At 44.7% G+C, this 18,416-nt stretch carries 21 protein-coding genes; 16 read left to right on the forward strand and 5 right to left on the reverse strand.

The annotated features are described in order from the left end of the window. Positions 1–20: 20 nt before the first annotated feature. From ACLWNV_RS08075 to pstB, 4 genes are all read left to right on the forward strand, one after another. Entirely contained in the window at positions 21–1,019 is a 999-nt protein-coding gene (locus tag ACLWNV_RS08075) for a PstS family phosphate ABC transporter substrate-binding protein (RefSeq protein ID WP_413587421.1), read from the forward strand. 82 nt (positions 1,020–1,101) lie between these two features. After that, positions 1,102–1,977, forward strand: a complete 876-nt coding sequence (gene pstC / locus ACLWNV_RS08080) for a phosphate ABC transporter permease subunit PstC (RefSeq protein WP_413587628.1) — start codon at positions 1,102–1,104, stop codon at positions 1,975–1,977. Then, complete coding sequence (pstA, locus tag ACLWNV_RS08085) at positions 1,978–2,895, forward strand: phosphate ABC transporter permease PstA (protein ID WP_413587422.1); 918 nt, start codon at positions 1,978–1,980, stop codon at positions 2,893–2,895. Positions 2,896–3,035: 140 nt separating this feature from the next. Further along, the gene (gene pstB, locus ACLWNV_RS08090; protein ID WP_413587423.1) at positions 3,036–3,809 is read left to right on the forward strand and encodes a phosphate ABC transporter ATP-binding protein PstB; all 774 of its coding nucleotides are present in this window, start codon (positions 3,036–3,038) and stop codon (positions 3,807–3,809) included. Positions 3,810–3,817: 8 nt separating this feature from the next. Here pstB and ACLWNV_RS08095 read toward each other — a convergent pair whose 3' ends face one another. Both ACLWNV_RS08095 and ACLWNV_RS08100 read right to left on the reverse strand, forming a co-directional pair. Further along, entirely contained in the window at positions 3,818–4,759 is a 942-nt protein-coding gene (locus tag ACLWNV_RS08095; protein ID WP_413587424.1) for an HNH endonuclease, read from the reverse strand. A gap of 351 nt (positions 4,760–5,110) precedes the next feature. Continuing rightward, entirely contained in the window at positions 5,111–5,503 is a 393-nt protein-coding gene (locus ACLWNV_RS08100; RefSeq protein ID WP_413587425.1) for a hypothetical protein, read from the reverse strand. A 182-nt stretch (positions 5,504–5,685) separates the two neighbouring features. On the opposite strand from ACLWNV_RS08100, the gene ACLWNV_RS08105 reads away from it, so the two are divergent. From ACLWNV_RS08105 to ACLWNV_RS08125, 5 genes are read left to right on the forward strand one after another with little or no spacing between them, the layout of a single operon-like run. Then, positions 5,686–6,525, forward strand: a complete 840-nt coding sequence (locus tag ACLWNV_RS08105; protein WP_413587426.1) for a hypothetical protein — start codon at positions 5,686–5,688, stop codon at positions 6,523–6,525. Then, entirely contained in the window at positions 6,525–7,928 is a 1,404-nt protein-coding gene (locus ACLWNV_RS08110) for a glycosyltransferase (protein ID WP_413587427.1), read from the forward strand. The genes ACLWNV_RS08105 and ACLWNV_RS08110 overlap by 1 nt, the downstream gene beginning before the upstream one ends. Then, positions 7,925–8,608, forward strand: a complete 684-nt coding sequence (locus ACLWNV_RS08115) for a hypothetical protein (RefSeq protein WP_413587428.1) — start codon at positions 7,925–7,927, stop codon at positions 8,606–8,608. The genes ACLWNV_RS08110 and ACLWNV_RS08115 overlap by 4 nt, the downstream gene beginning before the upstream one ends. Before the next feature lie 42 nt (positions 8,609–8,650). Next, on the forward strand, positions 8,651–8,953 hold the full coding sequence (locus tag ACLWNV_RS08120; protein WP_413587429.1) for a hypothetical protein: 303 nt from the start codon (positions 8,651–8,653) through the stop codon (positions 8,951–8,953). Further along, positions 8,950–9,996 carry an NAD-dependent epimerase/dehydratase family protein gene (locus ACLWNV_RS08125; RefSeq protein WP_413587430.1) on the forward strand — a complete coding sequence of 349 codons (1,047 nt, stop codon included), beginning with the start codon at positions 8,950–8,952 and terminating at the stop codon, positions 9,994–9,996. The genes ACLWNV_RS08120 and ACLWNV_RS08125 overlap by 4 nt, the downstream gene beginning before the upstream one ends. On the opposite strand, the gene ACLWNV_RS08130 is transcribed toward ACLWNV_RS08125, so the two are convergent. The 3 genes from ACLWNV_RS08130 to ACLWNV_RS08140 all read right to left on the reverse strand — a co-directional run bounded on the left by ACLWNV_RS08130 (position 9,993) and on the right by ACLWNV_RS08140 (position 11,394). Beyond that, entirely contained in the window at positions 9,993–10,268 is a 276-nt protein-coding gene (locus ACLWNV_RS08130) for a BrnA antitoxin family protein (RefSeq protein WP_413587431.1), read from the reverse strand. The two genes, ACLWNV_RS08125 and ACLWNV_RS08130, sit on opposite strands and share 4 nt — an antisense overlap. Further along, positions 10,255–10,527, reverse strand: coding sequence for a BrnT family toxin (locus tag ACLWNV_RS08135; protein ID WP_413587432.1), 273 nt, complete (start codon positions 10,525–10,527; stop codon positions 10,255–10,257). The genes ACLWNV_RS08130 and ACLWNV_RS08135 overlap by 14 nt, the downstream gene beginning before the upstream one ends. Before the next feature lie 153 nt (positions 10,528–10,680). Next, positions 10,681–11,394, reverse strand: coding sequence for a glycosyltransferase (locus tag ACLWNV_RS08140; RefSeq protein ID WP_413587433.1), 714 nt, complete (start codon positions 11,392–11,394; stop codon positions 10,681–10,683). A gap of 321 nt (positions 11,395–11,715) precedes the next feature. Between ACLWNV_RS08140 and ACLWNV_RS08145 the strand changes: the two genes are divergently transcribed. The 7 genes from ACLWNV_RS08145 to ACLWNV_RS08175 are packed head-to-tail and all read left to right on the forward strand — an operon-like array spanning position 11,716 to position 18,415. Beyond that, complete coding sequence (locus ACLWNV_RS08145; RefSeq protein ID WP_413587434.1) at positions 11,716–12,984, forward strand: O-antigen ligase family protein; 1,269 nt, start codon at positions 11,716–11,718, stop codon at positions 12,982–12,984. A 58-nt stretch (positions 12,985–13,042) separates the two neighbouring features. Beyond that, a complete protein-coding gene (gene rfbB, locus ACLWNV_RS08150) occupies positions 13,043–14,107 on the forward strand; it encodes a dTDP-glucose 4,6-dehydratase (protein ID WP_413587435.1) in 1,065 nt (354 codons plus the stop codon). Then, positions 14,107–14,979, forward strand: a complete 873-nt coding sequence (gene rfbA, locus ACLWNV_RS08155; protein ID WP_413587436.1) for a glucose-1-phosphate thymidylyltransferase RfbA — start codon at positions 14,107–14,109, stop codon at positions 14,977–14,979. Before rfbB ends, rfbA begins: the two co-directional genes overlap by 1 nt. Continuing rightward, the gene (rfbC, locus tag ACLWNV_RS08160) at positions 14,979–15,524 is read left to right on the forward strand and encodes a dTDP-4-dehydrorhamnose 3,5-epimerase (protein WP_413587437.1); all 546 of its coding nucleotides are present in this window, start codon (positions 14,979–14,981) and stop codon (positions 15,522–15,524) included. Before rfbA ends, rfbC begins: the two co-directional genes overlap by 1 nt. Continuing rightward, positions 15,521–16,405, forward strand: a complete 885-nt coding sequence (rfbD, locus tag ACLWNV_RS08165) for a dTDP-4-dehydrorhamnose reductase (protein ID WP_413587438.1) — start codon at positions 15,521–15,523, stop codon at positions 16,403–16,405. Before rfbC ends, rfbD begins: the two co-directional genes overlap by 4 nt. Continuing rightward, positions 16,405–16,815: an HAD-IIIC family phosphatase gene (locus tag ACLWNV_RS08170; protein WP_413587439.1), complete on the forward strand. Its 411-nt coding sequence runs from the start codon at positions 16,405–16,407 to the stop codon at positions 16,813–16,815. The genes rfbD and ACLWNV_RS08170 overlap by 1 nt, the downstream gene beginning before the upstream one ends. Next, positions 16,805–18,415: a capsular biosynthesis protein gene (locus ACLWNV_RS08175; RefSeq protein ID WP_413587440.1), complete on the forward strand. Its 1,611-nt coding sequence runs from the start codon at positions 16,805–16,807 to the stop codon at positions 18,413–18,415. The genes ACLWNV_RS08170 and ACLWNV_RS08175 overlap by 11 nt, the downstream gene beginning before the upstream one ends. Position 18,416 lies beyond the last annotated feature (1 nt).

The raw sequence follows: 18,416 nt of genomic DNA on the forward strand, positions 1-18,416 counted from the left end.
GCCCGTGATAGATTTCATCCATGTCACTACTGCTTACTTTTTTAGCATCTTTGTTCTTAGGTACGCCTGCGCACGCGCAAGTACCGGTGATTCGAATTGATGGTTCCAGCACTGTGTTTCCCATCACGGAAGCCATGGCCGAGGAATACCAAACTATGAAGCGCGGAAAAGTTCGTGTGACAGTTGGCATTTCTGGTACCGGTGGTGGATTTAAAAAGTTTTGCAGAGGCGAAACTGATGTGCAAAATGCCTCTCGTCCGATTCAGGCAGGTGAAATTCAAAAATGCCAGGAAAAGGGCATTCGTTTTTTAGAACTTCCAATCGCCTATGATGCCACAGCTATAGTGGTAAGTCCGAAAAACACGTGGCTAAAAGCCATCACGACTGAAGAGCTTAAAAAAATGTGGGAACCCGCCGCCCAAGGGAAAATCCTTTTGTGGTCTGACGTGAACCCTGCTTGGCCAAAAGAAAAGCTAAAACTTTTCGGTGCCGGAGCGGATTCAGGAACGTTTGACTACTTCACAGAAGCAGTCGTTGGAAAAGCCAAGTCTTCGCGCGGGGATTACACAGCCAGCGAAGATGACAATACGTTGGTGACAGGTGTTGCGAACGATATCAACTCAATCGGTTATATGCCTTTGGCTTATGCCGAAGAAAACATCAGCAAGCTTCGCATTGTTCCTGTTATCGGTGGTCCGAAATCCCCTAAGAAAAATGAGGCGGTGATTCCAGCTAGAAGCACCGTGGAAAGCGGGGAGTATTTCCCGTTGTCTCGTCCGGTGTTTATTTATGTGAATGAAAAATCCCTGGCAAAAGCTGAGATCGTGGAGTTCACGAATTTCTTTTTACAAAAATGTCCAACGATTGTTCCCGAAGTGAAATACGTTCCACTTCCAGCAGCGGCTTACAGAATTGGCCAGGAGCACGTTAAAATCAAAAAAGTGGGCACTGTTTTCGGTGGTCATACAGAGATCGGTGTAAAAATCGAAGATCTGATGAAGCGCGAAAGCGCAAGATAACCAAGAAGAAGTATCCACGGTGAGTAAAAAACAATTAAAAAAACTATCTGAATTTACATCTGCGGACCATCCTGTCCGTCGCATGCGTCGCTTAAAAGAAACCCTGATTGAAGGGGTTTTATTTTTAGCAGCGGCAAGCTCGGTTTTTGTGACCATGGGGATTGTCGGAATTCTAGTGACTGAAAGTATTCCGTTCTTTCAGCACGTAAGCTTCTGGGATTTCATCACAGACCGCGAGTGGACACCTTTATTTGAAAATGCTCACTATGGTATCTTGCCACTGTTGTGCGGAACATTCCTGACCACGATCATTGCCTTGTTGGTTGCAATCCCGATGGGAACGGTTGCAGCTGCATTCCTAAGCGAATACGTGCGCCCTAACGTTCGTGAAATTCTAAAACCCATTCTTGAGCTTTTGGCGGCGGTTCCAACAGTTGTGTATGGTTACTTTGCCTTGTTATTTGTAACTCCACTTTTGCAAAAAGTTTTTCCGTCTATGGGCGGTTTTAACGTTTTGTCAGCGGGGCTTGTAATGGGCGTGATGATCATTCCTTACATCAGCTCGTTAAGCGAAGATGCCATGCGCTCGGTGCCCGGGCATTTGCGTGAAGCTTCTTTCGCAGTCGGGGCCTCTCGCATCCAAACCGCTTTCCGAGTGGTGATTCCGTCCGCGTTTTCAGGGATTTCCTCTGCCTATATTCTGGGTATCTCGCGCGCATTGGGTGAGACAATGGTTGTTGCCATCGCTGCCGGCATGCAACCGAATCTGACTCTGAATCCACTTGAGCCTTCTGCCACGATCACGGCCTTTATCGTGCAGGTAAGTCTTGGGGATTTACCCCATGGCTCCATCGGTTATCAGTCGATCTATGTCGCAGGTTTAAGCCTGCTGTGTTTAACTTTGTGTTTTAATATTATCGGCCTTTGGCTTCGCAAAAAATTTCAGGAGAAGGAATAGATGGAATCAAGAAAAGACCTTCTATCCAATATCAAGCGCCGTCAGATGTGGGACTTTTGTTTCGCATTGGCGGGTCTTATGGCTTTGATGTTTGCCCTGGTGACGCTACTTGCTTTGATCGTGGATCTGGCGATGACGGGTGTGCCTCGTATTAATTTTGATTTCTTCACCAACTTCCCCTCGCGCTTCCCGGAAAAAGCGGGGATCTTGTCGGCTTGGGTTGGCTCGTTTTGTATCATGCTAACCACTGCATTTTGTGCCATTCCCTTGGGAGTCGCGGCCGGCGTATATCTGGAAGAGTATGCCAAGAAAAACTGGGTCTCTAGCTTGATTGAGCTTAACATCATCAACCTGGCGGGAATTCCTTCCATCACATACGGTTTGATGGCGTTGGGATTGTTCGTTTACAAATTGAAACTTGGCCAAAGTATTCTGACTGCAGGTTTGACTTTAGGGTTGTTGGTATTGCCAATTATCATCGTAACCACGCGTGAAGCCATTCGCTCCATTCCAAATATCATCCGCGAAGCAAGCTACGCAATGGGTGCGAGCAAATGGCAAACCATTCGCTATCATATTTTGCCTTACTCTTCTGGCGGTATCCTAACAGGCGTCATCATTTCCCTTTCCCGAGCTATCGGGGAGACAGCACCTTTGATCACAATCGGTGCATTGACTTTCATCGCGTTCCTGCCGACGTCGCCATTGGATTCGCATTTGCCTTATTTAAATTTTAAATGGCTGATGGACCCGTTCACTGTCATGCCAATTCAAATGTTCAACTGGTTATCCCGCCCCCAAGCAGCCTTCCACGTGAATGCCGCAGCCACCGGCGTGATCCTGTTGGTAATGACCCTAATTATGAACGGCGGAGCCATCTGGCTACGCTCCCGCTTCCGTAAAAAGATGAAGTGGTAACTGATCAGCTTTGCTGATCGTTTAGCGCAAAAGGTACGGACACACTCCCACCATGGAGTGAGTTCGAAACGAAGCAGATGTAGGTTTAGAAGTTAAACCATACGGCTAAGAAATATAAAGTTAGTAAGTTAGGAACTATTATGAGTAACGAATTAGTACTAAGAGCCGAAGTTAAAAATCTGGTTTTCTCCTACGGGGAAAAGAAGGTTCTCAATGGTATTACTCTGCCGATTTATGAAAATCGCGTGACGGCTCTAATTGGACCTTCTGGTTGTGGTAAGACGACGCTTTTGCGTTGTTTTAATCGTATGCATGACTTGTATCCCAATGCTCACTATCAGGGCGAGATCACGTTACATCCAGACGGTATCAATATCCTGGGTAAGGACATCGACCCGATGGAAGTTCGTATGCGTATCGGAATGGTTTTCCAAAAACCAAATCCATTTCCAAAAAGCATCTATGAAAACGTGGCCTACGGTCTAAAAGTTCGCGGCGTTAAAAAGAAAGCCTTCATCGAAGAGCGCGTTGAAAAATCCCTGCAACAAGCCGGCTTGTGGTCTGAAGTAAAAGACCGTTTGAATTCTTCAGCAACAGCATTGTCGGGTGGTCAACAGCAACGTCTGTGTATCGCTCGCGCCCTTGCGACGGAACCAGAAATTTTATTGCTGGATGAGCCAACCTCCGCGTTGGATCCTATTTCCACCCGCCATATCGAAGAACTAATCCAAGAACTTCGTAAAGACGTGACGATCGCGATCGTGACCCACAGTCTGCACCAGGCTGCCCGCGTTTCCGACTACACAGCCTTCATGTACTTGGGTGATCTGATTGAATTCGGCGGAAGTGACCAAGTGTTCACCAATCCAAAAGATCAGAAAACCGAGAACTACATTACCGGCCGTTTTGGTTAGTCCGAAAGTTAATGATTCTGGGTATGCTCCTTTAAGCGACCGGATTCCAATTGGTATTTGAATTTGTTGTGCGCCGAACAGAGGACTTGCAGGTTATCTATAGAATTTGTGCCGCCGGCCCAGCGAGGTTGGCGATGGTCGACTTCTAGACCATAAGTACTTTCGCATTTGTTTCCGGATTTTGCGTCTACATATTGGCAGCAGCGATCCCGTTCTATTACAAATCGTCTTAATCGGGGAGAAATAGTTTTCGCAGTATATAAGTCGCCGGAAACGGATTCTGTGACTCTAAACTGATTTGATTGTGTTTCGTCCTGCAGAATTCTCAGCTTCCTGCCTAGATAGCTTTTCGCAAGAATTTCGATAAATGAAGACAGCGAATGATCATTCTGTTTTTCAGAAAGCAGGTGAGCAGCCTTATCCTTTGCTCTCATTACAGTGGAATGCTGATCTTTGGAAAAGGTCAAAGAGATGTGAACTGAATCATCCCGTTGTATTCGAATTTGTTCGGGCTTCTTCAGTTTCATTTCCAACCCCTTCGCGATTTCTTTTTGGGTCTCAAACGTATTTTTTCCAGCTATGCTCTGAAGTAAGTTTGCAGTTTGAGCGGGTTCCACGACCTCTCCCACCTTTTCTTTTTCGCGAATGGCCCGAGACAATTCAGAAAGTTGGGATAGATTAACTTCACCACTTTGAATTTGCTCCGCAACCTCTGGCACTATTCGTAGAATTCTCGCAGCTCCTAAACGTCGCATGGCTGCTGCGGCAGAGTAATTAAGCTCCTTAGTCAGATACTCAAACATAGTTGAATGTCCTCGGCGTAAGTGTAGTTTTCGGGATTCCACCTCGCGAATGTGATCAAGAATTAAATGTAAAAGTTCACGTTCACGACCGGTCAGATATTTTAGCCGAGATTCGACCTCATCATCACACATAGTATGGATATTCATTGAATTCTCCTCTGTATGAAGTGCTTATTGCCAAATTAATGCCAAGAAAAATTGATGGAAAACGTGAACTCCATGCGGAGACGGAGGAGCGGAAAGGTGAGAGGTGAGAATGTATTTTTTAAAAGGTAATCGACTCAAATAGACAATTGACTCAAAATCTGGCTGAAGCGATTAGTGCGTTCAATGTGGTTTAATTCATTTCCGAAGCGGAAGTGAAAATGACAACTTTGAACCCAACGTTTTGATTTAGGACTATCCCCAATTGCGGGAGGTCTTCCCGGGGACAGTCCTATATATTTCCCGAATACCTAAATACCTAAATTTAAAGACGGCTTGAATATGCCCTAAATCTTATGACTTGATATTTGGGAGTTCTCTTGGTTCCATCCGAATTACCCGAGCACAACCCTGGCAGATTTCAGTCATGGGCCAGTTGAGTTCGGCTTTGGCGACTTTTACTTCGGTGCCGCAGTGGGGGCAGGTGGTTTGGCCACTTAGAACTTGGCCTTCGGATTTGTAGCCCTTGCGGGCGAAGAAAAACCCCAAAAAGAAAAACAGTGGAACCAATACAAAGTGAAATACCGGAATTAAAATTGAAACCAGCGCCAGGCCCCACCACAATGCAAGCTTCTTGATCGCGTTCTGAGTTTTCTCGGCGGGATTAAAACTTTTCACTTCCAGATGACCGGTCGTGCGGCGTTCATCCATAACATTTGATTCGATTTCAATTCTTTTAGCAGTCATACCGAACAGGCTACTCCTCTAAAAAAGGAATTGATATACGCACCGTTTCGATGCGCCACGCAATTCTTCGCCTCCCTTGATAAAACTGTTTTCTGGCAGGGAATAACGACTTTCCTGTCTGTAACTCCTCTTTGGTTTTTCGATCCTTTAATTTCAGTTTTTGTCTGAACGAAGGGAGAGTCATGAAACACCACTCATTAGCTAAATTTGTACTATTCGGAACCTTGGCGATAATGACGTCGATGGGTCACAAAGCCCAGGCGCAAAGTCAGGGAGGCAGTGCCGACGCCGCAGCCCCGGATGTGGTAAATCGCTCGACCACGGTGATTTCAGAAGAACAAAGTACCTTCCTGAAAAAAGGTTTTTTCGATTTCTACTCTGAAAGCAGTTACTACTATGACTATGATTTCGTAACGGATTCCCGACTGCGCTACTATCAGCCCATCACCGATATCGGTTCATTAGGACTGTCCGCCTACATGGGCGCAAACGTTCAGTACCAATCCCCGGGTGCAATCTCCAAATACTATGACAACACCGTGAACCCGAATGTGGGTTTGCAACTGCAATTTTATCCGGGAGTAAAACTCCAAGGCCAGGTCGGCTACCGCACATTGATGTCAATCGACGGGCAAGAGCCTTCAAGCACCTGGGATCCCCGTATGATTGCCAGTGCCGGCCATTTACAGATGTGGGGGATGACCCAAAATTTCTCTGAAGGATATTTCGAATCCGCCTATGTTCCGCGTCTAGACCCAACTCCTGTGACCCTGGTTTGGCTGAAACAAGGCTATCGCTGGTTCACTCAAGCGAAGCTTACTTTAGACGCTTACGGCGAAATCTATCAAAGAGTCAGTAACAGCAATGATCTGGGACCGACCATGACTGAATGGCGTGCCGGGGGACGCGCAACCTGGAGTGAGAAATCCTGGAACGTGAGTGCCCTGGTTTTTCATCCTTTCCAAAAGCACACTTCTGAAGGCGAGCTTGAGGGCTTGCTGGCTTTGGGAGGACAGTTTTAATGGCGATGCCTGGGTTTGATGATCTATTTTCAGTTTTAACTTTCATCGTAGTGATCGCAACCAGTTTGTTTATTCTGGATGATCTGTTTATTGATGCGGTAGCATTAGCAAAACGCCTGCGCCCACTGCGCCTGCCTATCAAGGCGCTAAAACGCATGAAAGCGAATCCCGAAAAACACATCGCCATCATGATCGCAAACTGGAAAGAGGCCGAAGTCATCGGCCCGATGATTCGCGGAAATATTCGCGGCATCGACTATCAGAATTACACGTTCTTCTTGGGAGTATACCCAAACGATACAGAGACCTGGCAGGAAGCTTCTCGTCTGGAAAAAATGTATCCCGATAAAGTCGTGGTCGTGGTGAATTCTGAACCAGGTCCAACTTCCAAGGGGCAAATGCTGAATGAAATTGCTAGAAAAATTATGGAATCCGAAACCTCCACAGGCAAAAGCATGGACTTGCTTCTGCTTCAGGATTCTGAAGACGTCGTGCATCCGCACGCATTCACGCTGCTAAATTACTATAGCAACCAGGCCGATTTTATTCAGATTCCGGTTTTCTCCTTCGATGTTCCAAAAACCTCTTTGGTTGGCGGAGTCTATATCGATGAATTCAGTGAATCGCACACTAAAGATTTGCTAGTCCGCCAGGCTATGGGGGCGGCAATTCCTTCTGCAGGTGTGGGGACCTGTATTTCCCGTGCATTTGTAAAAACCATGATGGCCCAACAAGACGGGCAGTTGATGAAAGAGGACACTTTAACTGAAGACTATCACTTGGGGATTATCGCAAAACCCTTAGGATTTAAATCACATTTTGCCTGTGTTGAACTGGTTCATGAAAACGGACAAAAGGAATTTATCGCCACTCGCGAATACTTCCCAAATCGCTTTTCCGCAAGTGTTCGGCAAAAGTCGCGCTGGACATTGGGGATTGCCTATCAGGGACTGGCCAATATTCAATGGAGTGGCGGTTTGGTAGATCGCTATTTCCTGCTGCGTGATCGTAAGGGACCTGCTTGCAGTGTGCTCACTGTAGCTTCGTTGGTGGTATTAATCGGTATGGTCGGAACGGCTGCGGTTGAAGGGGATATTCCCGCCGTAATGCGAACAGAACTATTCTCGTGGCTGCTGGCATTTAATGCGGGCGCCATGCTTTTACGAATCATTCAAAGGATGCTCGCCGTTCATCGCGTGAATGATTTCAGTCAGGCCGCCATGGTGCCAGTGCGATGGCTTGTTGCCAATGCAGTGAATGTGCTTGCAAGTCTGAAAGCTCATCGTCAATACCGGGAAAGTCAGCGTACAGGAAAACGTCCAGCCTGGATAAAAACGGAACATCAAATGCCTGCGCATTTTGGGGTGGAACTCCCAGAACCTGCCGAGGTCAGTCTTAAATGAAACGGCTGATTTTTTCTGGGATATTTTTGCTGATCACCGCTGCGACCTATGCAGTGGTTCAGGTGTCGCAAAAGCCCCAGGAAAAATGCATTACGGTCGTTTACGACAGTTCCAGGAAACTCGAAGATGCGCTGAAAGTGTTTGAACAGTTTCGCGAATTCAAACGGATCTTTGTTGAAATGAACGGGTACTCCAGCGGCCAGTTGGAACGCTGTCAGGCGAATTTCATTATGAATACCGAATTTGATAACCGTGTTCCGAAGCGCCTCATCGAGGATTTTCTTTCCTCGCGGCAGAATGTTGTTTGGATGGGCTACAATATTTGGTCCCTGGGGGAGCAGTTGAATAGCAAACTGGGCCTGCGATATATGGGCTCATTTTCAAAAGTCAGTTTTGATCGCTGTATATTCTTTTACCATGGACGCAGCACTCACTGTTCGCACCCGGGACTTTCCATGCATCCAGAAACGATTCCGACCAATGAAACGAAGGTCGAAATAATGGCAGAAACCCGTATCCGTGGCAGAGAGTTAACACCGTATCTGGTGCGCTCGAAGAACCTGTACTATCTGGCCGACGTGAACTTCGGGAATGTCTTTCAGGATTTCTTAAGCGAGTTTGTGGGAGCTTCCCCTGGCAAAAAGATATTGCGGGTGCAAACCGTGGCTGGTCCAGGCTAATAAGGCCTTGAATCTGTGGGCGTGGCTCCTTAGAATATTCCCATGACATCATTTCACTCTGATAAATACTTTATTCGTGAATCCGTTTTCAATCTGGTTGAGCTTTCTTTGCTTGCGCGCATGTACGAAGAAAACTGTGTGCCCTCTGGAAGTGGGGATTTAAACAAGCAATCCTTGTCGGCAACTTTGCTTAAAATGAAGGCAACAGAAGGCAAAGGTGCATTGCGAGTGGCGATTCACGACACAGATCCTGTCGGTTTTTACTGGAACTATGATGGTAACGAGACTTTGTGGGTGCATCCCACTCACAGAGGCGAAGGCGTGGAGCAAGGGCTTCGCGGATGAATTTAGAGTTCTGGCGCGGACGTCGGGTCTTCATTACCGGGCACACCGGCTTTCGCGGCAGTCACTTGGTTTTGGCTTTAAAAGAAGCGGGAGCTTTAGTTTTCGGATTTTCACTTCCCCCAGCAAGCAATCCCAATTTCTTTGAAGTCGCAAACATCGGACAAGGTATTAACTCTACCTTCGGAGATGTTCGTGATGCCGTGGCACTTAAAGCGGCTCTTGAATATTCCGAAGCCCAGGTGGTTTTCCATTTGGCCGGTGGCGGGGGACTGCGCGATTCCTGGAATCATGTCAGCGATACTTACTCCTCGCAAATCATGGGTTCCGTTAACTTGTTAGAGGCTTTGCGAGAAACCGCGACTGTGCGGGCGGTCGTGATGCTTTCTTCCGATAAAGTTTATCGTTCGCCCTCAAGTATCGGTAACATTGTTGGCGATACCACAGCTGGCAGTATGAATAGTGCAGCGACCGAAGAAACCCCTCTGGCCGGGCAAGCTCCGGCAGCAACAGCTAAGGCCTGTACTGATCTCATCCTTGAATCTTATCTGCAGGGCGTGTTTGCGCCGGAAAAATACAACAAACATAAAATCGCCTTAGCGACAGCACGAATGGGCAGCGTTATCGGCGGAGGAGATTTCGCCACTGAGAGTTTTATCTATCAGTTGGCGCAGGCAACGCAAGCAGGGTTGGACTTGCCTTTGAAAAATCCTGAATCCATTCGTCCCTGGATGCACGTTGATGATTGTGTTAGTGCGCTTACCGTATTGGCCGAGGCCTTATTTGAAAAAGGCCCGAAATTTTCAGGAGCCTGGAATTTCGGAGTGGGCGCAGGAAATCAAATGGCGGTTGGGCAAGCTGCTCAGGTTTTCAAAGCGAGATTCCTGGGAGCTTCTGTTCAGAATTTCCAACTAGCCACCAAAGGTTCCGTTCACGGTTTACTAAACTGTGAAAAGGCTCAGCGGGAACTTTCCTGGCAGCCTTTAGTTTCGGCAGAGCAGGGAATTGAAAAGACGGCTGCGTGGTATAAGCAGTATTTTGCTTAACCTAGTTTTAATGCCATTAGTTTTTCTATCTTTTCCAATCGATCCTCTAGAGAAGACTCCGTAGAGGCTTTTTTTAAAAGTGAATTAGCCAACGTTTGATAGGGAATACCCTGCTTTTGTCCTTCGCTTTTAAGCCAGTTTAAAACCTCAAGATCAAGGCGAATAGAAATACTGACTTTAACATCGGTACTTGCCTGCGCAGCAACTTTCTGCGGATGTTTGGTTTGCTTTGCCGCTTTCATAGCGTCTTTTATATTCTTATGCTTTTTCATAGTTTACAATCTCGCTTCGTGTGGCTTTTCGTGCTGAAATTATCCTATAAACATCGTCCAAAACTTCAGTAAAAACTACGATGATAACTCCTAAGTGATTGCGTCCAATAGCCCAATAGCGGTCCTCTTGGTCTGATGAATGAAAAGAGTCATACGTTATAGTAAAATCGCTATTAAAAATCAGAATGGCGTCCTCGAAGGTAATTCCGTGTTTTTTCCGATTCAGAATGTTTTTAAACTCGTCCCATTCGAACTTCATTATAGCACACCGTATATTCAATGTAAATACTGCGTAAATGCAGGAATTTATTGATAAATGGAATGCAAATGGGAGGCCTGCACGAGGGCCGAGCAAATTGATAGTTGAATAAGGTGGAGTCCGTTAAACAGACAGCTGTCGGTAGGGCAGGGGCTAATTTTTGATGTACTTTTTGCGAATCTTCAAAATTTCCCAAAGCACTCGGAAAATCTCACGGTGAATTTTCACTTTCGAACCAGGAACATCCCGCCATTCTGTAACCGGATATTCGATGACGGCATAGTTTTTCAAGCGCAGCAAAATCTCAACGTCGAAAACCCATTTCCCAATGAATTTTTCACTGAACGCTGTTTGAATTGTGGAAGGTCTAAATAGCTTTGCTCCACATTGAGTGTCATAGCTTTTAACATGCAAAAGCTCGCCCACCAAGGTCGCAAAGCCACGGCCCAGGTAATGGCGCATCGGGGAGCGGCGCACATCCGCCCCCAAGCGATAAACGCGACTGCACCAAATAGAATCCACATGGCGATAGTGACCTGCGTATTGGAGCATTTTAGGGATCTCCGCCAGGGGAGTCGCCAGATCGGCGTCCCAAAAACCAATCCAAGATTCATCATCGAAACTGACTTTTTTCTGAACTTCAATCATACCCTGACGAACAGCTTCAGCTTTGCCGCTGTTTTTAGGAAGTTTAACAAGGTGGATGAATGGATACTTTTTGGAGGCTTCTTCAATGATTGAAGCCGTACGATCCTTGGAGCCGTCGTCAACGAAGTAAAACTCAATACCCATAGAGTCACCTTGAGTAAATGCCTCAAGATTAATCCGTTTTTCCTCGTTATAGCAGGGGACGATTAGTGCGATCATGGTCTCTCGATGGTTATGGTGTTATGCTACCACACGTCAGACCTATTACAACGCATAACGACGCAAATTCCTATCTATGTGTTCTGTTTTAATCATCAGAATTGCGATTAATTTAGGCACTTCAAGCCTCGGCAACTAAGCACACTGTTTCCTAAGATTTGTCCGCGACTATTTCCGCGAATCCATTCCATCGTTATACGGTTCCAAGCGTGAGTGAAAACATCACACAAATGACTGAAATTCGCAGTGCGGCAGTCAGCGGTATTATTGGAAATTGCCGAAAGGTCATCTATAGTTGTCGCTTTCAAGAAAGAGTGTTCGATGTTTTTGTCGCAACCAAAATCCCCGCTGGGATCTGAATCCAAGTTCGTCCGTCAACTATGGTTGGCATTGTGGGCGTTGTTTGCAGTTTCATTATTCGTTTCAAAAAGCGGCATCAGTATTTTTGGAACAGTCCTTTTGTTGTGGTCGGTTTTTAAAATCGACTGGAAAAAATCAATTCAGCAAAATCCATGGTTTCTAGTTATCTTAAGTATTTTTCCTTTGGCGATATTAGTCAGTTGGGTTTCTATCGGTGGAGCGGAAGCGGCATCAAAAGTTTTCAGTAGCTGGGCTTGGCCTCTTTACATCATTCCATTTTCGTTACTATTTCAGGACAAGAAGGCGTTTAAGCTCTTTTGTTGGTCGTTAGCGGTAGGACTTGTTGTTTCATTTGCTAACTCCATTTTCATCTTCGGAAATCAGTGGAATTGGACTTTTAATTCCGCAACCAGAGTAGCAAGCTTCTGGGATATCAGTCGTTGGGGTTATTTTCTTTCTTGTACATCGGTGGCCTTGTTTGCCCTATTAGGTCATGAACAAACTATTGCCAAGTTTGAGAAAATTGAAAAAATTGCCGTTTATTTGATGTTGGGGCTTTCTCTGGCTTTTCTGGTTTTGGCCAATACTCGAGGCCCTTGGTTGGCGGTCATCGTCGGAATTTTCGCGCTGGGAATCTCAGGAAAAAGGTATTTAAAACTGCTATGTGGCTTTTTAGTTTTTGTGGTGCTTTCCACGCTTGCCGTTCCAGGTACGCTTGATCGCCTACAAAGTTCGTTTAGCGCTAAAACTGAAAATGGCGTGGTGACATCGAAGGACGCCTCCAATGCGGGACGCCTGCATATGTGGCAAGTAAACCTGCAGTTTGCAAAAGAGCACCTGTTTTTAGGAACGGGTTTTGAATCCGTGGAAGCCCCATTGCGTGCATTTATTGATCAGCAAGGGGTCGAGTATCGCGAAAAGTATGTCGATCCTGAATTCAGCTTTAATGATCAACACAGCAGCTATTTGCAAATGCTGGTTCAAATGGGCGTTTTCTATTTTGCGTTCATCTGGGGAGTGGTCGCAATTCTGATGATAATGTCTATCCCTGATTTTTTCAGAAACCAGGATATTTGGGTTAAGACCGCCTTCTCTTTGGTTGTGACTCAGCTTTTTATGTTTATTTTTTATTCGTCGATTTCGAGTTTCGAAGGTTTATGGTTTTACCCAATGCTTTTGGTTTTGTCCGCAGTTATAATGCAGCACAAGGCCAAACGAAAAATGGCTTGAGTAGGGTAAACGATTAGTTAGAATTTTGAACTCGGTTTTTGTTAGGTGAGGAAAGTATATGATTTTTGTTACAGGCGGCGCTGGATTTATCGGCTCCAATTTTATTCTGAACTGGTTGAACAAACACAACGAACCTGTTGTTAATATTGATAAACTCACTTACGCGGGTAATCTGGAAAATCTTAAAACAGTTGAGAGCAATCCCAACTACATTTTCGCTAAAGTGGATCTTTTGGATCAAAAGTCTTTGGCTGATTTGGTAGCGAAACACAAGCCTCGTGCGATTTTGAATTTTGCAGCTGAAAGTCACGTGGATCGTTCTATCCATGGTCCGGGAGAGTTCATTCAAACAAATATCGTGGGTACTTTTAATTTGTTGGAAGTTGCTCGCGCCTATTGGGGCACATTGGCTGAGGCGGAAAAGAAAGCTTTCCGTTTCTTGCACGTGTCTACAGACGAAGTTTACGGCAGTCTTGAAATGAATGATCCTGCCTTTAGCGAAACCACACCGTATGCGCCAAACAGTCCTTATTCAGCTTCTAAGGCTGCGAGTGATCATTTGGTACGAGCTTATCACCATACTTACGGTTTGCCGGTGGTGACGACAAATTGCTCTAACAACTATGGTCCGTATCAATTTCCTGAAAAGTTAATACCCATCGTGATCCACAATGCTCTTAAAGGTAAAGACCTGCCAATCTATGGGGATGGTTCAAACATCCGCGACTGGTTGTATGTGGTTGATCACTGCGAGGCTATCGAGCTTGCACTTGCAAACGGCCGTCTGGGCGAAACCTATAATGTAGGTGGCTGGAACGAAAAAAAGAATATCGAAGTAGTCGATACAATTTGCAACACCTTGGACAAACTTCGTCCGCGCACAGATGGCAAAAGCTATCTGACACAAAAAGTATTCGTTAAAGATCGCCCTGGCCACGACAAACGGTATGCAATTGATGCGACCAAGATTGAAAAAGAACTTGGTTGGAAGCCAAAAGAAAACTTTGAAACCGGTTTGGCAAAAACCATCAAATGGTATTTGGACAACGAAACTTGGGTTGGCAATGTCGTTTCCGGATCGTACCGCGAATGGCTTGATAAGAACTATGAGGGGCGCAAGTAATGAAGGGAATTATCCTTGCTGGTGGATCCGGCACACGTTTGTATCCTGCGACTACTGTTGTCAGTAAGCAGCTTTTGCCGATATACGATAAGCCAATGATCTATTACCCGCTGACGACTTTGATGTTGGCTGGGATCAAAGATATTTTAGTTATTTCTACACCTATGGATACGCCACGCTTTGAACAATTGCTGGGCAATGGTTCGCAGTGGGGAGTAAATATATCCTACGCTGTTCAACCGTCTCCAGACGGACTTGCGCAAGCCTTCATCATTGGTGAAAAGTTCATCAATGGGGAAGAGTGTGCCTTGGTTCTAGGCGATAATATTTTCTACGGCCAGGGATTCAGCAAAATGTTGCAAGAAGCGGCCAACTTGAAATCTGGTGCGAGTGTTTTCGCATATAAAGTTTTGGATCCAGAACGCTACGGTGTCGTGGAATTCGATATTGCGGGTAAAGCAAAAACAATTGAAGAAAAGCCTGCTCAGCCAAAATCAAATTTTGCTGTGACTGGTTTATACTTCTACGACAAAAACGTGGTGGAATACGCAAAAAACTTGAAGCCCTCAAAACGTGGTGAGCTTGAAATCACCGATCTAAATCGCGTTTATTTGGAAAAAGGCAATTTGAACGTTCATACTATGGGACGCGGATTTGCTTGGTTAGACACGGGCACACATGAAAGCTTGCTTGAGGCCAGCATGTTCATTCAGACAATTGAGCACCGCCAAGGCGTAAAAGTCGCGGCCCCTGAGGAAGTTGCCTTCCGCATGAAATACATTTCCAAAGATCAGTTGCTTAAACTTGCCGAGCCTTTAAAGAAAAATCGGTACGGGCAGTATTTGCTTCAGCTAGCTGAAGAGGGTGTGTAGTGAAGGTTCAGGAAACTCCTTTAAAAGACTGCTACATCATCGAGCCCACAGTGTTCGGGGACTCCCGCGGCTTTTTCATGGAGAGCTTTAATCAAAAGAAATTCAACGAACTGACTGGTACGAACTATCAGTTTGTACAGGATAATCATTCACGCTCCTCGAAGGGAGTACTGCGGGGGTTGCATTATCAAATACAGAATCCTCAAGGTAAATTAGTTAGAGTTACATCCGGTGAAGTATTCGATGTGGCTGTAGATTTACGAAAGTCTTCGATAACATTTGGCAAATGGTATGGTGTGTTTCTGAGTGGAGAAAATATGAAACAACTTTGGGTGCCACCAGGATTTGCCCACGGGTTTTGCGTTCTTTCTGATGCGGCAGATTTTTTATATAAAACTACTGACTACTATTATCCTGAGTACGATCGTTGCATTCTGTGGAGTGACGGAGACATCGGTGTAAAGTGGCCTGAAATGAGTACACCACTGTTGTCGGAAAAAGACTTAAGAGGTTCCTCGTTTGAAAAGGCAGAGGTCTATTCGTGAAGATTCTTATTTTTGGCCAAAATGGCCAAGTTGCCTGGGAATCCCAACGAGCTTGTTCCGTTATAGGTGAAGTAGTTGCTTTAGGATCGAAAGACGTCAGTTTTTTGCATTTAGCATCGATTCGAGAGGCAATTCAATCTATTAAGCCAACTCATATTATTAATGCTGCGGCATATACTGCAGTAGATAAAGCAGAAACCGAAGAGCATCTTGCAAATCAGATAAATGGTGAAGCTGTTGGCACTATTGCTGAAGAGGCAAAAAGTATTGGTGCCAAACTTATACATTATTCCACTGACTATGTATTTGATGGAACAAAAGACAGTCCATATATTGAGTCAGACGAAGTCTGTCCAATGAATGCCTATGGACGTTCTAAAGCACTCGGTGAAAAATATATTCAACAAGTTGAATGTGAGCATCTAATTCTTAGAGTTAGTTGGGTTTACGGAAATCGCGGAAATAACTTTTATAAAACGATGATCCGACTTTTCCAAGAAAGAGAAAAGCTGAATATTGTTGCTGATCAAATAGGTGCGCCCACTTGGTCTCGAGATATAGCGAGTGCAACAGCAATACTATTAAGATTGGCAGAAAACAAAAGCGGAATCTATCATATGACTCCAAGAGATAGCCGAGTTAGCTGGTATGACTTCTCTAAACAGATTTTTTCTGAAGTTAAGGAATATGGCGGTTCGCTCAACTTAACAACCAAGAGTATTTGCTCGATTTTATCTAGTGAATATCCAGTGCCAGCAAAGCGTCCGATGAACTCCTGTATGGATTCGGAGAAACTTATGAACGACTTTGGAGTTGCTTTGCCTTCTTGGGATATTAGTTTGCGCCATGTGATACTTGATCGATTCGAAGGTGCTACATAATGAAAAGACTGGTTTTTGACCTAGATGGAACGCTCACTCAAAGAAAACTGCCAGAGCAGTCGTATTTGGAAGTACAGCCACGCTTGGATATGATTCTAAAACTAAAAGAATATAAGGCAATGGGTTTCGATATAATAATACAAACTAGTCGAAATATGCGTACTTATGCAAATTCAATTGGACACATCAATGCTAAAACATTGCCAATTATTATTTCGTGGCTCGAAAAGTACAATGTTCCATTCGATGAAATACATGTGGGAAAACCGTGGTGTGGTGAGGATGGATTTTATATTGATGACCGTGCAGTACGTCCTGCTGAGTTTTTAAGATATTCCAAAGATGAACTGGACGCCATTTTGGCAAAAGATATTTTGCTAGAGGGCTCCATGGGAACAAATGGACAGTAATTTAAGTCTGACTATTATAATGTCTGGAGCTTTTTGCTCAGCCGAATTTATTTCCGAATTTGGTCTTATACCTCCGTCTTTTTTGCCGATTGGAAATACGCGGCTATTTGTGCAACAAATGAAGGGGTTTTCTTCCGTTGCGGGTAAAAAAGTCATTTCATTGCCTGAGGAATTTCCAGTATCTGATTTTGATCATTCTTTAATTCAGGATTTGGGTTTTGAAATCGCTTTTTTACCCAGCACTCTTTCATTGAGTGGCGCTTTGATTAAACTAATTGATCTATACGGTCATAAAGCCAAAGAGCTACGTATTCTTCATGGTGATACTTTAATTCGGGATTTACCCATATCAAATCAAAATGTGATTTCAGTCTCTACCACAAATGAGTATTATATGTGGGGGAGTGTGGAAGTTGGAGATGCGGGTAAGATTCGAATTAGCAACCGCAGGCCAAGTGGAATGTCGGATAAGGTACTTGCAGGATATTTTTCATTCTCGCATATTCAGGATTTTAGAAAGTATCTCAGTGTTGCAGATTCATTTGTTGGAGCCGTTAGCAGCTATTTTACTGCGTTCCAGCCTCAATTAAAAACGACCGATCATTGGTTGGATTTTGGTCATCTCCATAGTTATTATAAATCTAAAGCCAGAATTACAACGCAAAGATCTTTCAATGATCTGGAGATTTCTCCGAGAGTCGTAAAGAAGGAAAGCGATGATTCCCAAAAAATGCGAGCAGAAGCAAATTGGTATCAAAGCGTTCCGGCAGACTTGCGCATCTTTACACCGCAGTTTCTCGGAGAAAATTCTGTCGGGAAATCAGGATATCAGATTGAGTATCTCTATCTTTCACCCATTAGCGATTTGTATGTTTTTGGCAAGTTGCCGGTCTTCGTTTGGGCTGGTATTTTTGAATCCTGCAAAGAATTTTTTAAAATGTGCGCGAAACACACAAGTAGCTCTTGTAAACAAATCAGCGATCCAGAAACTTTGTTCGACAAGACAAAAAAAAGGCTGACAGAATTCGCCAAAGAATCAGGGACTGATATTTATCGAACCTGGATTCTCAATGGTCGCATTTGCCCCTCGCTTATGCAAATTGCTGAGATTGTGACAAAGTTGGTGAGGTCGTCATCTACAGGAATGTCTCCAATAGTTCACGGGGACTTTTGTTTTAGCAATATTCTTTATGATTTCAGAGTAAATAGCATCAAAGTAATCGATCCGCGAGGGCTTGACGGAGCAGGGAATGTGTCGATTTATGGGGATAGTCAATACGATATCGCGAAACTTGCTCATTCTGTATACGGTGGATACGACTACATCATTGCCGGTCGGTATAGAATGGATATTAAGAATTCGTATGAACTGGATTTCTCGATAGTTTGGGAAAATGGCTCTGAAGAAATTCAGGATCTCTTTAAAAGTATGGTCTTCGGGCAGAAAGAATCATACGATTTATCAATTCGAGCGATGGTTGTGCATCTCTTTCTCTCAATGCTTCCATTACACAAGGATCGTCCCGATAGACAAATCGCCTTTATCGCCAATGCTTTGAGATTATATCTCGAAATTGAAGAGGAAGTGGGCTCATTATGAT

This window comes from Bdellovibrio sp. HCB274 (genome assembly GCF_047306075.1).
Classification (GTDB): Bacteria; Bdellovibrionota; Bdellovibrionia; order Bdellovibrionales; family Bdellovibrionaceae; genus Bdellovibrio.

Coding starts and splice junctions, on each gene's coding strand:
- ACLWNV_RS08075 (WP_413587421.1), top strand. CDS start 21: ATGTCACTACTGCTTACTTTTTTAGCATCTTTGTTCTTAGGTACGCCT.
- pstC (WP_413587628.1), top strand. CDS start 1,102: ATGCGTCGCTTAAAAGAAACCCTGATTGAAGGGGTTTTATTTTTAGCA.
- pstA (WP_413587422.1), top strand. CDS start 1,978: ATGGAATCAAGAAAAGACCTTCTATCCAATATCAAGCGCCGTCAGATG.
- pstB (WP_413587423.1), top strand. CDS start 3,036: ATGAGTAACGAATTAGTACTAAGAGCCGAAGTTAAAAATCTGGTTTTC.
- ACLWNV_RS08095 (WP_413587424.1), bottom strand. CDS start 4,759: ATGAATATCCATACTATGTGTGATGATGAGGTCGAATCTCGGCTAAAA.
- ACLWNV_RS08100 (WP_413587425.1), bottom strand. CDS start 5,503: ATGACTGCTAAAAGAATTGAAATCGAATCAAATGTTATGGATGAACGC.
- ACLWNV_RS08105 (WP_413587426.1), top strand. CDS start 5,686: ATGAAACACCACTCATTAGCTAAATTTGTACTATTCGGAACCTTGGCG.
- ACLWNV_RS08110 (WP_413587427.1), top strand. CDS start 6,525: ATGGCGATGCCTGGGTTTGATGATCTATTTTCAGTTTTAACTTTCATC.
- ACLWNV_RS08115 (WP_413587428.1), top strand. CDS start 7,925: ATGAAACGGCTGATTTTTTCTGGGATATTTTTGCTGATCACCGCTGCG.
- ACLWNV_RS08120 (WP_413587429.1), top strand. CDS start 8,651: ATGACATCATTTCACTCTGATAAATACTTTATTCGTGAATCCGTTTTC.
- ACLWNV_RS08125 (WP_413587430.1), top strand. CDS start 8,950: ATGAATTTAGAGTTCTGGCGCGGACGTCGGGTCTTCATTACCGGGCAC.
- ACLWNV_RS08130 (WP_413587431.1), bottom strand. CDS start 10,268: ATGAAAAAGCATAAGAATATAAAAGACGCTATGAAAGCGGCAAAGCAA.
- ACLWNV_RS08135 (WP_413587432.1), bottom strand. CDS start 10,527: ATGAAGTTCGAATGGGACGAGTTTAAAAACATTCTGAATCGGAAAAAA.
- ACLWNV_RS08140 (WP_413587433.1), bottom strand. CDS start 11,394: ATGATCGCACTAATCGTCCCCTGCTATAACGAGGAAAAACGGATTAAT.
- ACLWNV_RS08145 (WP_413587434.1), top strand. CDS start 11,716: ATGTTTTTGTCGCAACCAAAATCCCCGCTGGGATCTGAATCCAAGTTC.
- rfbB (WP_413587435.1), top strand. CDS start 13,043: ATGATTTTTGTTACAGGCGGCGCTGGATTTATCGGCTCCAATTTTATT.
- rfbA (WP_413587436.1), top strand. CDS start 14,107: ATGAAGGGAATTATCCTTGCTGGTGGATCCGGCACACGTTTGTATCCT.
- ACLWNV_RS08170 (WP_413587439.1), top strand. CDS start 16,405: ATGAAAAGACTGGTTTTTGACCTAGATGGAACGCTCACTCAAAGAAAA.
- ACLWNV_RS08175 (WP_413587440.1), top strand. CDS start 16,805: ATGGACAGTAATTTAAGTCTGACTATTATAATGTCTGGAGCTTTTTGC.